General features: G+C 69.6%; 4 protein-coding genes. 1 reads left to right on the forward strand and 3 read right to left on the reverse strand.

Going from position 1 to position 15,098, the window contains the following annotated elements:
• Positions 1 to 568: 568 nt before the first annotated feature.
• Genes ACYX4T_RS27940 through ACYX4T_RS27950 form a run of 3 tightly spaced genes read right to left on the reverse strand, consistent with a single transcriptional unit; the run spans position 569 to position 12,935 of the window.
• Positions 569 to 7,138, reverse strand: coding sequence for a hypothetical protein (locus tag ACYX4T_RS27940; RefSeq protein WP_476012462.1), 6,570 nt, complete (start codon positions 7,136 to 7,138; stop codon positions 569 to 571).
• A 12-nt stretch (positions 7,139 to 7,150) separates the two neighbouring features.
• Entirely contained in the window at positions 7,151 to 9,082 is a 1,932-nt protein-coding gene (locus tag ACYX4T_RS27945; protein ID WP_476012463.1) for a phospholipase D-like domain-containing protein, read from the reverse strand.
• A gap of 1 nt (position 9,083) precedes the next feature.
• A complete protein-coding gene (locus tag ACYX4T_RS27950; protein ID WP_476012464.1) occupies positions 9,084 to 12,935 on the reverse strand; it encodes a hypothetical protein in 3,852 nt (1,283 codons plus the stop codon).
• 1,043 nt (positions 12,936 to 13,978) lie between these two features.
• Here ACYX4T_RS27950 and ACYX4T_RS27955 point away from each other — a divergent pair.
• Positions 13,979 to 14,941, forward strand: a complete 963-nt coding sequence (locus tag ACYX4T_RS27955) for an ATP-dependent DNA ligase (RefSeq protein ID WP_476012465.1) — start codon at positions 13,979 to 13,981, stop codon at positions 14,939 to 14,941.
• Positions 14,942 to 15,098 lie beyond the last annotated feature (157 nt).

Here is a 15,098-nt window from a genome sequence, read left to right on the forward strand (position 1 = left end):
ACGATGACCGTCGCTGCCGCCGACTTCGGGGTCGGCTGGCGACGGTGATGCGCGCGGTGGTCGAGCACGGCCCCCCGTTGGTCGAGGACCCCGGCCCCGGCTCGAGGGTGAGGCCGCGCTCCGGGTCGACGAGACCGCCTTCTTGGCCACGACCTCGACCCACGGCGCGGAGTTCGCGACCGGGCCGGTCGATCTCAGGCGCACTGATGTCGGTCGCGGGAGCAGCGGGAGGCCCAGGCTCGCAAACCTGGCCCACTGAGCGAGTTGCCGCTCCGACTACTGGGCCGCACTGGCGCGATGGGGTCGCCACAACCCCGAATGGGTCCAGCGTCGGACCGCCACCCCTACCCGCCAGCCGGCGTAACGTTCCCGCGACCACGCCGAGAGGACCGCATCGCTGCACACCGGCCGCAGGTACCCCAGCGCACGACGGAGGTCGGCACGGTCGAGGGCGCCCCCCGTCGACGAGCCTCCAGCACATTCCGTGCGCGCTCGAGCGCCAGCGGTGGATCTCACCTTGTTGCTCGAAGCATCCACCCGGCGGGCGGGCCTCCGTCACCAGCTGGGATCAGCTCGGGACCTCAAAGCGCAGGCTGGCTGTCCGATTTTCCGGACGGCCGGCGACCGACTGGAGGGGTAGGTCGGGCCCCGCGTCGGCCGCTGTGTCGAAGGTCAGCGTCCACCAGCCGCTAGTAAAGCCGCCGTCGGTGTTGATGAGTAAGGCACGAGTCCCGTCGCGGTCAGCCACTGCGGCCACCCGATGAGTCGCGGCGGACGCCACGGTAGCCACAGTCTCATGAGCGACCCTGCCAAGTGGGTCGAGCAGTCGCATGATCACGCCATGGATGGGCGGGTCGTCGCCCGGTCCGCCGGCCGTGGCCAGAACGTCGTCCAGCACAGGCGGCTGTGCTAGGCCGGGGAACAGCCGCAGCCGGTCGCCGTCGGCGAGCGCGATCCTTGGTAATTGGGCGTACAGCGCTGGCTCGCCCGGCGTGTCTGGGTCGCTCCACTCCAGCCTCCAGCCGTCGAGCGATGGCACCGGGGCCAGAGCGACCACGGTGACATGGTGACCGGACGGGTTGGCTGCGGTCGGCAGCACGACTTCGCTGATGCGCAGTTCGCGATCAGGAACGCTCGGGGCGAATCGGCGGGCGGCGGTCACCGAGACCACCCCGGCCCCACGCCCGGTAACGGTGAGGGCGCTGACCGGTTCGGAGCGCCCGGCCGCGACGGTGGCGGTCACCTCGCCACCCTCGGACGGGGCGGCGACGGTCATGGCGCCAGTGGCCCGAGGTGGGATCGTCGTCACCGTAGCGGCCTCTCCAGCGGCCAGCGCCAGCCGTAGGGTAACGCCCGTTGCCCAGCCGACCTCAATGGTGACGTCCAGGTCCTCGTCGTCTCGCTTGGCCCTGACCGCCCCGCCTGCCGCCCACAGCTCCACGCCCGCCCGCCAGCGCAACCCACCGTGCTCGACGACGAAGCCGGCGTCTGGGGCGCCGAACCGTCCACCTGGTGCGCTGACCGCCAGCTCGAGCGCAAGCGGCGCCCCGGCTGCAGCTGTGACCGCCAGCCGGTCCCAGTCCAATGGCTCCGGGCTCTCGAGTAACAGCACGTTCCCGCCACCTGGGCCAGGCACCCGCAGTGCCGAAAGCATCAGCCCGACGGGCAGCCCTCCGCCCGGGAGCTCGCCGAGCCAGCTCGACCAATAGCGCGTGAAGTCCGTGACGCCGCTCGCCCCGACCGCGGCCCTGCTCGCTACGAGGGCGGCTCGCGCGGCGCGGTCGGCCTCAATGGCGGCGGCGGGCACGGTTCCGCTGCGCGCCGCCGCCGCCTTCGTGCGCGCGTCGACTGCCAGGGCAGCAAGCCCGTCGGCGGTGTTGATCCATGCTGCGGCCAAGGCGGCCAAGTCGGTCGGGGCTGCGGCGGCGGCAGCAGGCTCCCGGCGGCAGCGCCCGTCGAAGGTTGCGAGGTGCTGCACGATGTCGGTGAAACGCGAGGTGACGAACTCGAAGTTGTGGACGACCCGCTCACCGGCCTTGGCGGTAGCGACCAGTTGACTGCGGTGGAGCTCGGCCGGCGCTAGCGGTTCTCCGCCTCCCGCCGAGACCGCTTCCGGTTTGGTCATCCGATCAAGGTCGACGGTTGCGCAGGGGTCGCTGCCATCGCCGTTGAGGGTGCGGACCCACTCCCACGTCCAGCCGTCCAGCTCGACCTGCGTGGTACCCCAGCGGTGGGGCGTCGGCCCGCGAGCAATCCGACCTGAGGCGTCCCTTACGACCACGCGCAGCTCGCGCCCAGTCTGCAGGTACATCCGGGTTACGTAGCCCTCGTTGAACACCACCCCGGTGTCCAGCTTGCGGTACCAAGGCCGGATTCCCGCTGCCGGAACAGTCCCTGCCGTATAGGTAGTCAGGTCGGTCAGGGGACCGCCGTTCGGGTAGGTCGCTCCGGCCAGCCCGGCTGGCGTTCCCCCGCTCGGGAAGCCCGGCGGCTCACCTACGGCGAACGATGCACTTGTTGACTCTAGCTGCTCACCCTGCGCCGCTCCGGTGGTCACAGTCGCGGTATGGACCTGCAGCCGATATGTTCCGGGACGGAGAATCGTATCTGGCCGGTACATCGACTCGACCGCTCGCTGGACGCCCTTGGACCAGCGCCACTGCTCAAATCGGGCCCAGCCGAATGGCCCGGCGTCGGTGCAGAATTGGGTGATCCTGACCGTGGTTGGGGCGATGATGGCGACTCTGTCGCACCAGCCGATACGGGCCGGCCCTGCCGGATTGGCTACAAGGGCCACGCTCGCGCTAGCGGTGCCGTGGCCCCTGTCAACCTCCACCTCACCGGCCAGGGCAATTACAGTCGCATCGCCGTCGAGGCTAATCCTCACCCTGGTGGCTGGGGCGGGCATTACGACCGTCAACATGGCTGGCGCGCCCAGCCTGGCCCGTCCCCTGAGCAGCGGGGCCGGCACCTCGGTCGCGCCGTCCAGGAACGCCCGGACAAGTGAGGGGCCAGCGGCCGCCGTCCTGCCCGGTGGGACCACGACGACCTCGCCGACAGCAGGGACCGCCGCTACGCTTTCTCGCTCCAGGTCGTTGACTTCGAGAACGGTCCCGGTCAGGCCGAATTCGGTCGCCGTCCTATCGTCGCCCAGTAGCCAGGCGATCAGGTGGGGCGGGAGCGGCCTGGCCTCCTGCGGGCCGGCCGTCACAACCAGCACACCTGCGCCATCGACAGTCATGATGCCTGGGCTGTGGAGGTTCAGCCCGGCATAGGTGGTCGAACCAGTGGCGCCTTGGGGGAAGTTGACTGCGCTGAAATGAGTGCACGTCCAGCCGGGTAGATAGCACAATCCGGAGACGGTCACCAGCGTGCCGGTGATTTCGACCTCATCAGCCCCTGGCGCCCGCAGTTGCTGGCCAGTCGCGTCCAATGTCGCCTGCCTAACGACCGCCCCGTCTCGGCGGACGGTAACCCGACCGGACTCTGCCGCCTTAGCCGTGACCCAGACTGCGTCTGCCGGCGGTGTCAATGTGAACGTGATCGTCCCGTTCCCGCCCGTGGCCTGCCCGAGCTGGATCTCCGCCCCGGCTTTGCGGACGAATCCCGAGGTCGTGGCTTGAACGCCGTCGATACTGACGGCGCCGCTCAGCGGCCCGTCGGCCATGCCCGCGATGTCCAGGCAGATCGGTTCCTCAGTTGGTGCGGGGCCGCAGGCGTAGGGACCCGTGAACGGGTCCAGTCCCTTGACCGACTCGATCTCGTTGCGCCGGTAGAAGCCGAAGGGGGTCTTCGCCCCGATCGACAACCGGGTTGCCGAGCTAAGGTCGCCAGGCGCTCCGACGGCCGCCCAGCACGCTTCGACCGCGGCCGGGTTAGGCCCGTCCAGGATGGCAGGACCGATGGCTGGCGCGTTCGTTCCTGTCAGCACCCTCACCTGAGCGCCGGCGACGGCCAGCACCGGCCAGCGCTGCCCCTCCATGTCCAGTGTGCCGCCGTCGAAACGTTCCGGGTCGGCGGGGGCACTGGCGAGGGTGAGCAGTGAGCTGCCGTCCGCCACTGCGACCACTGCAGCCACCTCGACTCTCGCAGATGGCCTGGGGGCGCTGAGACGGTAGCCGTGGGTGCCAGCGGGCGGTGCGCCCGACAGGACAGCGCTATTGCCGCCACCGGACACCACAGTCCACGGCCCCCGCTCGGTGAAGGTGTCGTCAACCACGCTCAGCGCGGCCCCAGCTAGCGGGGGCAGAGCGTCCGCGCCGCTGGCTGGGATGCCCGGGAAGGACACCGTTGTCCCTGCCGCGACCGCCTGGCCGGCAGCGCCGACCAGCCCGCCCGCTGCCGTGCGCAGCACGACGTGCCGAAGATGATAAGAAAAGGCGACCGGCCCGACCTGCTCCGGCGGCGCTGAGATGGGCCCGGGGCTGCCGAAGCGGGCGCCGTCAGTAACCGGCCGGGAGAATGTGATCAAGGGCTTCGCGTCGCCGGGAACGGTTACCCCGTCGAGGGCACGGTCCTCGTCAACCTTGGGGTGCTCGACCGCGATGGAGGCGATCCCGGTAACTGGTGACGGCAGAGGCGCGTGCTCGTCGCCCCACCGCAGTGGGAAGCGCACCTTCTTTTCGAACTTCCAGAAAAACAGGTCGATCTTGATGCCAGCCTCGACGGCGATCGCCAGCCACCAGGGCGTCGGCGCTTTGGCGTCGGCCCGGGCCCTGACCACGGCCTCGATCCGGAAGCAGAAGACCGACAGCCCGGCTCCGCCGCGGACCTCTAGGTAGCCAGAGAATTGCTCCGGGGCGACGCTGATCCCAGCTCCGCCTTCCATCACCGCCTCGAACCAGGCGCGTAGTGGCCCGAACCTCCAGTCGCCGCCGATGCTGACCGAGCCGCCCAGCTCGAATTCGCCCAGCCGCTCGGGGGTCAATGCCTTGAGCCCCTGGAATGAGCCCGGCCGGTTCACCATGACCCAGGCGTCGCCCTGGACGATTTTGAGCAGCGTGGCGTGGATACGGCGCTCCGACGGGGTCTTCTCACCCAGGTAGACGTGCCAGTAGTCGGGCGGCGGGGCGTCTGCCCAGGTGAACGCCACGTCGACCCCGCCGCCGACGTCGACCAGCTTCGGGTCCTCTGCCTGAACCATGTAGCGGGCACTCAGGTTAACCTGGAAGAGCCGGCCGGGGATGTCGAGCACGAGCAGCGCCTCGAACTGGCCCTCGGCCGTGTCGCCCTCCTCGGTGGCGACGAGGAAGCCGCCTTTGCCGTTGAGGATGAGCTGGGGGCCGGGCAGGACGATGACCAGCAACAGCTTCGCCGCGAAGGTGTAGCCGAGGTCTGGCAGCGAGCCGATCGTTGTGCCGAGCCCGATAGCGAACGCGTCGCGCCTGACCGCCCACTTCTCGGCCCGGGTCACGCCGCTCGGCGAGCGCCGATAGTAGCCGTGGTACCAATGCTGCCCGTCGTGCCGGTCAGGACGCAGATTCACGGCCAGCAGACCGGCAAAGCCGTAGATGGCCGCGCCGGTGGAGAACAGCGGAATTCCAGCCGGCAGGGTGATGTCCAGGTACAGGAAGAAGAACGCGGTGCCGTCATCGGTCCGACCGACCATGATGCTGGCGTCAATATCGAGCTTGAGGGTGTTCAGGCTGAGCTTGATGCTGCCCCTGAACCCCGAGGCACCCTGTCCGGAGAAGAAGGCCGCGCTGCCCGCGAAGGAGAACGTGCCCGGCGAGGACATCTCGACCCCGATGCCCTCAAGGCTGAAACGCACGTTGCCGCCGCCGGGTGCCCAGCTCACCCGCAGCCCCTCGACAGAGGCTCCGATCGGCAGCGGGTCCGCGAGCTTGATGGCGCCGTTGAGGCCGATCCAGCGCCGGCCGTCTGCCTCGGCGCCGAAGCCGACCTTGGTGATCTGGAGCGGAAAACCCTTAAGCGAGGCGGTCCTGACCGACTCGACGTCCAGCCAGCCGCCCTCGACCGTGACCCTGCCGTCGGTGGCGATGCGCAGCCCCTGGAACACCACCGGCGGAATATCGAACCCGGCCGCACTGACCGCGATCCGTCCGGCCAGAGTGACGGAGGCCCCGCTCGATCCGGCTTGGAATTCGACCCGGTTGAGGTCGAGGATGCCGGCCTCGGTGGTGACCGTGAGCAGATAGCCGGACGGGCCTGCCCCGGCCGCCTGGACAGCCGCGGCGGGAGTGAACTGGCAGGTCGGTGTCCGGGCGATGGCCGTGAGCCCGTCGTCGCCGACCCCGATGGTGACTCCTACGACCCGGTCGAGCCACGGGATCCGGACGCTGCCGCTCACATCGAAGGCGGTCAGGGCGCACTGTCGGACGGTGATCGACACGGCGGTAAGGCAGCCGTCGAAGCCGAACAGCTCGTCGAGCCTGCCCGGGCCGGTAAAGCGGGTGCCATCCCAGGTGGCGGCTAGCTGGAGGGCCGCCGAGCCGGTGACCCCGCCCGTCCCAATGAACAGGTGGCGCAGGGTGAACGCCGATGCTCCAGGAGGTGCGGTCAGGCCGGGTAGGTCGAGCGACGCCGACTCGACGTAGAGCCCGGCGAAGGCGGCCGGGGCGCTCGCATGGGGTGCCGCATCGGCCAGCGTGAGCCAGCGCAGCCCTTCGGCCTCGACGATGACTCCGCTGGTGCCGATCATCGCGCGTTCGAGGTCGATCCCGTCGGGCAGGGTGAGCGAGACGTGCCCCTCGCCGGTCACCTCCAGGTCCACCCTTGGCAGGGTGATGTCGACGTGATCGCGGTCCGGGTCCAGCTCGGTCGTGCCCGGTTTGACCGGCCGCAGGACGTCGCCAGAGACGCGCAGGGCCAGGCTGACCTCGCGGAGCGCGAGGGAGAAGACTGGGACCAGGCCGGCTTCGAGCATGAACTCGACCCCGCCGCTACCCGGCGAGACGACGACGGTCAGCGACTCCACTCCGGGCACGGCCAACTCGACCGGGACCTCCACGAAGAGGCGAGCGGAGGCTCGCCCGGTGGCCGGATCGATCCCCGCCTCGCCGACCCAAAGCAGATCGAGCGCCTCAGGCAAAGCTGCCACTAGCCCCGAGAACGGCAGCCCGTCGGGCACCAGCTCGCGTACCCGACGGTAGTACGGCTCCTCCGTGACGACGGTCATCGTTGCTTCCGATCAGAGGCTCGGGGGGAAGACGAATCCCCACGGGTGGCGGGAGTCGACGTCGAGGACCACGTCGTAATTGCTTTGCTCCTCGGAGGTCAGCGGCGCGCAGTCCGTCAGCGGCAGCGGGAGCGGCTCGATCCACTCCGGCCCAGCCGCGCCGACCCGTGACGGGCGGGCCGGCGCGGCACCGGCCGTGAACCAGGACGGTTCCCAGGCGTGCAGCGCCGCGTCGATGTCGTCGAAGGCGTTTGGGTCGGCGTTGCGAAAGTGGTGGGCCCAGAGGCTCTTTCGGTACTCCTTCACCCCAGTGTCGTCGGCGTCGACGAAAGCGACAGCGTGCTCGTGGTCGGTGTAAAGGCTGCGGCGCATGCAGTTGGCTGAGCCGATGATCGCCCAGTGGTCGTCGACTATGGTGGTCTTGGTGTGTACGAATAGGCCCTGGACGATGTAGAGACTCACCGGCCCGGCGACCAGAGCACCGGTTGGGGTCGGCGCCTTGACCATCACCTCGAGCTGCTGCCCTGGCGCGGCGGCCTTATTGCCGGTGATCTCGGCGTACACGCTGCCCTGGCGCAGGTACACCTGCTTGCCCTTGAGCGCATCGGCCTTGGCCGGACCCGGCAGGTCCGTCCGGACGGTGAAGGTCCCGCCCGGCCCAGGCGCAATCGAGATGATCGAGCTGGAGCCGGGAATCGTGATCCCGTCGCCCCAGCGTCTGAACACCCGCACCCGGGCTCGCTGCGCGGCGTCTAGCCCAGTCAGTAAAGCGTTGTTGAAGCTCTGGCACAGGTATGAGTGGGTGTTAGTTGCCGGATCGTTCGGGTCGCCCGTCGCTCCCGTAACCAGCACGACCCGGAGGTCGGAGACCTGCTTGACTCGGGCGTTAACCCAGCCGAGGATCTCGGTTGACTGCAGCGCCTGGTCCTCGATGTAGACGTAGCGGGTGGCCGCTTTGATTGCCTTCTCCCAGGCATCACGGAGCTTGAACTCTCCCGCCTCGGGTTCGCCGTTGCGGAGCGCCGCTGGCGCGAACGACAGCGCTTGGTAGCGCTTCGCCGGGATAGTGCGCAGTGACTGGACGCGGTGGCGCACCGGCGTGCCGGCCCCGCCGACTGGGGACGGCGAGCCGGAGAAGTCGCGGGCTTCGACGGCCGGGCTGGTGAGCAGGTCGTGACGCAGCTCGCCGGCCGCTGTCCGGAAGCTGAGCTGGGGTCTGGGTCGCCCGTCGAGCGTCGTCACCTCGGCCCAGGTGACCCGGAACCAGTCGTACAGTCCTTGAACCCCTGGGCCCTCGACCCTGGCCATGACGTCGTGCCAGAACTCCCCGCCTGGGTGTAGCGAGGTGGCGTAGCGGTCGGCAACCAGGTCGATCCCGCCGGTGAACCCCGTCGCTAAGGCGGTGTTACCGATCACGACAAGCTTGGCGTGGGCTGCCCCGCCGGTGTGATGGATGATATTGAGGATGGCCTTGCCGCCGATGTTCGGGTCGTTGCGCAGCGCCCTTATGGACTCGAGGGTCATCACGTTGCTGCGGGTGATGGAAGGGATCTTCCCTCTGGCAAAGGGCGAGTTGATCACTGCAAAGTGGCACCAGCCCATCACCCTGACATCGACGCCCTTGGCCGCTTTTTCCTTGAGAATGTTCAGCAGCGGTTCGGCGCCGAGCCTGTAGGGCGGGACCTCGACGCCGGCATCGAGCACCGGAATCCCGCTGCCGCCGGCGACCTTGCCACCCAGCAGTCCTAGCCACCAACCGTGGATGTAAATGAAGTCGCCCTTGGCCCTATTGACCACCGAGTCCGCATCCGTGCCGACTCGCGCAAGGGCGGCGGCGAGAGCGTCGTTGTAATCGCTGCCGTCGATGAACGCGGTGACCCGGCTATCGCCGGACACACCGGGATCGGAGGTGACATACGTCGCCACCAGTTCGCTGAGGTCCATGTCATGGTCCTCCCAGCGTTATGACTGGCAGCTCCACGGCCGACTGGCCTTGGTGGTCTGCCACGCGCAGGCGGTACTCCCAGCCCGTTGCGGGGTCGGGTGGATCGTCGTTGAGGGTGTACCGCCCGCGAGGCAGGAAAGCCGCGGTAAGTGGCCGCCACAGGTCGGTCCCCGGCATCCGCCGCTCGACCAGCGTCGCCAACCGGCCGTCGGCGGGGTGATTCCACTCCAGCCGCACGACCCCGCCCATACGCTCTGCCCGTATCCAGACAGGTGGTGCCGGCCTTGGCACCAGCGACCGGCCCCGCAACATGCGGGAGAAGGCGCTGCAATTGCCGGACATGTCAACCGCCCTGACCCAGATGCACCAGTCGCCAGGGTCGAGCCGGAGGGTGGCTTCGACGGTCGCTCCTGGCTTGTGCGGACTCGGTGTGACCGTCAGGGCGGGCGTCAGCCGCTCGAGGTCGGCCTCGGCAACAGGCTGCCGAGCGGCGACCAGCTCGTAGAGGGCCAGGTCTGCGTCGGGCGACGCCTGCCAGCGGACGGCGACGGCGCCGCCGGCCTCGTCCGCCAGCACGAGCAGAGCAAGGGGCACAGCCGGGGCCACGACGTCCGGCGCGCAGATGGGCGGCGTCGGCTCGCTCGGGCCGCTCTCCATCCCGGAGGCAGTCCTGCTGCTCAGCCGATAGAAGCGGTGTCCGTGGCTGCGCCCGTCGAACTCGTCCTCGTAGTGGTCCCCGGCCAGCGGCTCGGCGGTCAGGGCGGTGAAGGCGGCGCTGGCGTAGGTCTGGCGCGCCAGAAGCATTTGAGTGTCAATAGTGAGGGCGTCGTAGGCCGCCTGAACAGCGTCGGGTCGACCCGGGCCAACGGCCGCCCGGGCGGCGTCGACGGCGGCTAGCTCGGCCAGCACCCGCTGCCGGCGGACCGGGTCGGACCGGACGCCCGTCGGCCAGGCCGGATCGGGGAAGCTGTGGGCCCGGCCCTCGCGGTCATGCTCGGCCAGGTCGAGACGGCACACCTCGTCTGCCAGCGCCCGCCACACCCGCACCGTGCGGCTCGCGTCGGCCGTCCAGCGAACGGTAAACGACGACCGCCCATGGAATGGGGTGGCCGGAGACGCCAGGACTACACACCGGTCGGCGGGGTCGAACGCGATCGCGCTCAGGGCTGGTGGCTCCGGGACGGTGGCGTCCACAGCCGTGACGGTGCCTGGGCCGCTCGGGCTCGACTCCGGCCCCCCTTCCCGCACCGCCCGGACGGCGACTTGGGCTGTTGCTGGCCGGTCTGCGGCTGGCGTGAGACCGACGAGGTTGCCGTCGAGCTGGGCGAACCAGTCGGGGTACCACGCAACGGTGGAGCCGACGGCCGGACCCGCGTCGCCGGAGGCGCACAGCAGCCGCGAGCCGCTGGCGACCACGACCACGAGCCGCCCGTCACCGCCGACGCTCTGCCAGGTGAGCAGGCCGCCGCCAGCCCGTAGGCCAGCCACGGTCGGCGGTGTCAGTGCGGCCTCGACGGCCACGATCCGCCCGGTGGGGGCGCGGAGCTCGGCGGGTCCCTCGACGACCACCGTTCCGGTCGGGTGCTCGACGGTGAGGACCAGCTCTGGGCCATCGCCGCAGGCCACGACGCTGAGAGCCGACCCGGCGACGGTTAAGGTGCCGCCGGCAAAGATCGTTCCCGTGCCGTCGCCCGCCAGGTCGACCCGGCACAGGCTGCTCGCCCGGCCTGCAGCCGGAGTCAGTGGGTTGGGCGGCAAGGCGGTGACCGCGGTGATCGTGACCGCGATGACAGGGTCTGTCGTCGCGGCTGTGACGGATGCTGTCATCGGGATCGTCACCGGGCCGAGCTCGGCCACAATTCCGGTGGTGCCCGATGTCGCGCCGGGCGGCCCCGATGGGAAGGCCGGGTACGCGCCCGGCCCCGTTTGTCCGGGTGCCGGGTGGCGCAGGGCCAGCCGGAAGCGAGTTACGTCTCCGTTCTGGTCGGCCTGGTCGGGGCCGTAGCGCCAGCTCACCAGCAAGCCGTCGGCGTCGGGATGGTCGGCCAGCCAACGCACCGCCTCCGGCCCACGCCCAGTGGCGATGACGGGCACGGCGGGCTGAAGGTACTCGGCCGCGATTAGCACCGGGGCGGGCGGCGGACCGTCGTCGGCGACCGCGGCCACGGCCCACGGCGTCGGCCCGCTGACCCGGCCGAAGAGGTCGACGCCACGGCACCACCAGCCCCACCACCCCTCGGACAGCCGGGTGTGCAGGCCGTCGAGGTACAGCCCTGGTGGCCCAATCGACTCGCGCTGCGCCGTTGGCTCGGGCAGGTAGATCAGGCCGCCGTCGGCGACCAGGTCGCTGCGGTCGGTCCAGGCCGGCGGTGTCGGTTCCGGGGCGCGCGGGTCAGTGGCGAGCTGGCGGTGCCCGACCTGGTACCCCACCGGAGAGCCCTCCTGCACGGTGCCATCCGGCGCCCGGTCGGTGACCCAATCAAGCGCCGCCAAGGCCGGCAGCGACGGGCTCAACCGGGTGACTACTGCGCTGATCGAGGTAGGTCCAGGTGGCGGACCTGGCTCGACCGCGACGATCCCGGGGATGAGGCCGACACGGGTCACGCGCGGGGTGAACGAGAGCGCCTCCAACACCGGCGCCGCCCCCGCGAAGGCCAGCGAAAGGCTGCCCACCCTGCCCGCTGTGAGCTGCCCGTCCGAGCCGAGAACGCCGCTGGTGACTCCGCCCCCAAGGTCGGTCACCACCCACACCACGCCCGCGCCTTGGCTCCATGTGGCATCCAGCTCCAGCACAGGCGGGGTGAAGGTGACCTCAACTCCGGGCGGAGTCTGCGACGGGACCACCGTGGCCGCCCCATCGGCCGCCAGGCGTTGCAGGACATCGCCGTCCGCAGCCAAGTAGGCGGCCGGCGTGCCCCGCCAGGCGCCGGTGACCTTGTAGATGTACTCAACCCCGTCAAGCACGCCGCCGAGCGGGTCGTCGAAGGCGAATCCGGCCATGCGCGCAACGTGCGGGTCGAGCAGGCCGAACTCCAGCAGCGCGCGGTCGTCCGCACCGATCGCCGGTGCCTCCGGGTCCGTTGACGATGGCAACTGCTCGCTCGGACCGTGCAGGGCCAGCCGACGCAGCACGGGCAGCATGTCGTCGAACTGGGCGGCGAACCTGGTCGACCACTCTGTGGCCGGGCCCGCCGGCAGCCGCCGCCTGGCAGTGTCGGCCTCGTCGACCCCGCTAAGCGGCCCGCATGGGTAGCCCGGGTCAATAACCGGCAGGCACAGATGGCTCAGGAGCTGCCAAGACGCCTTGTCCTCGAGCAAGTGGAAGCCAGCGAAGGAGATCGAGCCCTCGCCGGTGATAACGACCCGCTGGAGACCCCTGGTCCGCCACGTCAAGTACGCGCCGAAGACCGTGAGCCGATCACTGACCCGGACGGTGCCTCCGCTGGACCCGATGGCGTCCAGCCCGACGGTGCGGTCACCCGCCACAACCTGCACCAGCCAGGCTGGCGTGGCGAAATCAAGCGTCAGCGGGTTGGACGCGGTCACCATGAGCTGCCACCAGCCGATGAGCTGGGCCGGCTCGAAATGCAGCCCGTTCGGGCAGGACAGGGTGACACTGCCGTAGGTCCAGGAAGGCTTTCCCTCGACAAAGGGCACATTCAGGTCGTTGAAGGGCAACGGTGGAACGTCGGGCACCCGCGCTCGGTGCACGTCGAACCCAAAGTCGGGAGGATCGATCCCGGTGGGCAGGAACCAGCGCAGGAGAATTCCGGGTGGTGTGGGGTGGCCGTCCCATTGCTCGACTGTTCCGGCGGATGCCACGGCGAACAGCGCAAGTGGGTCCTCAGCCATCGCACACCCTCCGGTCGATGCAGAAGCCGAGCGGCTTAAGTGGTGGGCGGTCCCAGGCGCTGACGCCGGAGATCGATAAGTGGCCGAAAGTCGCGGCGAATCGGCGACGAGGAGCGACAGCGCACCTTGACGGTACGCGAAGATGCATCGTCAGGCTCTAGTCGAATCGGGTGGTAACAGGAAAGAACCACGTTTCGTACACGAGTTGTGACTCTCTGTATGATCCAATTGATTGTTCAGATTGTGGTCGTGCTGTGATGCTAGATTCACCAGTCAGTGCTTCTCTGGCGTGCACTGTTACTCTCGACGTAGCGAAACTACAGGATGCGGCGGTTATTCTTCAGTGTTGCGGCCTACTGCATTCTCTGCGCTCCGGTTGCGGGAAGTCAGTGAATGATCCTTGCGCGTCTTCGGCGAATCCGGGGAACGCCTGGAGCGCCGGAGACGGCCGCCGCTGGCGCGGCGGCCAGGAGGGAGACGGTCCTCGTACGTGCCAGGGTAAGGGTGTTTGGCCAACGAAGTCGTTCAGAACGTGACCGGCCCCGTGACCGCGATCGTCGAGGCGGTCGCGTCCGGTCTCGCACGCACAGCTCCGCTCGATTTCGCCCAGGCCACCGGTGGCGATTCGCCGAATGTACGCATGTTGACAGTGAGTGGTCGAAACGACCACCGCCGTAACCGAACAAGCCCTCGTCGAAAGCCCATAGAAGTTAACACTGCGCTCAACGGGGTGCCTGCACATGCCGCCACGAAACGTCGAGCCTGCTGCGATCGAAGGGGCTATCTTGCGCTCGCGCAGCTCTCCTTCGCGTGACCTGTCCGATGGACCACTGGCGACTATTGATGCAAGCACTCACCGGGATCGAGCGAGGGTCAGCCCGGTGTCCGCGGCGAGCTCCATCGCCTCGAACCCGAGGCTGTCAGCGGCAGGAAGCAGGAGCACTGCGGCCTGCAGCGGAACCGGGGGCGGAACGGTCGCCCAATCGAGGCCAGCCACTGGTCGGGGAGCGGGCGGCGCACCACCAGGTGAGACTGCGCCGCCGGTGGTGGAGAAGGTCGCAGTGATGCTCTCGCGGTCAGTAGAGGCGCTGCCGACGGCGGACTGCTGGGCCTACGAGCCGAAGTTCGACGGGTTTCGGGCGCTGCTGACGGTGTCGGAGTTCGGCGACGTGCGGCTCGACTCGCGCCGCAGCAAGGCCCTCGACCGGTACTTCCCCGAGATCGTCTCGGCGGCCCGCAAATTGCCGCAGGGCCTCGTGCTCGACGGTGAGCTCGTCATCCCCGCCGGCGGCGGGGTCGACTTCGCCGCGCTCCAGCACCGCCTCCACGCTGGCGCCCGCCGGGTCGCCGAGCTGGCCCGGCAAGCCCCTGCGCACCTGGCGGTGTTCGACGTCCTGCGCCACGAGGGGCGGGACCTGCGGGGCGAGTCCTACGACGTGCGGCGCCGGGTGCTCGAGGCGTTGCTCGCCGAGCCGCGACCGGGTCTGGGGCTGGTGCCGATGACGACCGACGTCGTCGCGGCAGCGGCGTGGTTGCGGGACCAGCCGCCAGGCATCGAGGGGGTCGTGGCCAAGAAGCGCGACCAGCGCTACCGACCCGGCGCCCGCGGCTGGCAGAAGCTCAAGGCACGACGCACCGCCGAGGCCGTCGTCGGTGGAGTCCTGGGTGGCCTGGGCCAGCCCGGTGGGCTGGTGCTCGGCAGCTACGAGCAGGGGCGCTTGCGCGTCGCCGGACGCACCGGACCCCTCTCGTCGGCCGCGTGGGCGCAGGTCGCGCGCCTCCTGCGCCCCGCGCCTCTCGGTCACCCATGGCCGACCCGCCTGCCGTCGAGCCGGTTCGGGCAGACGCCCGGCGACGAGATCGACCACGTGCAGGTCGTCCCCGAGCTCGTCGTCGAGATCGAGACCGACACCGCCTTCGAGCAGGGCCGCTGGCGACACGCGACCCGGTTTCTACGCGTCCGACGCGACCTCTCGGTCGACGACCTCGCCGCTGAGTCCGGGTAGCCGGGCGACCAAACCCGACACAGCTGGAAGCGTCCCTGGCGGGCATGGCCGTTCTCGTCGATGTCGGTCTTCACGCTCAAGGCCGCGTGGCCGAGGGCCTGCGGCCCGAGCGGACGCCGCTGCGCGGCGCGGTCTGGTGGGCCCCGGCGAGCTTGAT

The organism is Actinomycetospora sp. ABD4_176 (assembly GCF_056311855.1).

Bases quoted from the DNA above. Each gene is read 5' to 3' on its own strand.
- ACYX4T_RS27940 (WP_476012462.1), bottom strand. From the start codon at position 7,138: ATGACCGTCGTCACGGAGGAGCCGTACTACCGTCGGGTACGCGAGCTG.
- ACYX4T_RS27945 (WP_476012463.1), bottom strand. From the start codon at position 9,082: ATGGACCTCAGCGAACTGGTGGCGACGTATGTCACCTCCGATCCCGGT.
- ACYX4T_RS27950 (WP_476012464.1), bottom strand. From the start codon at position 12,935: ATGGCTGAGGACCCACTTGCGCTGTTCGCCGTGGCATCCGCCGGAACA.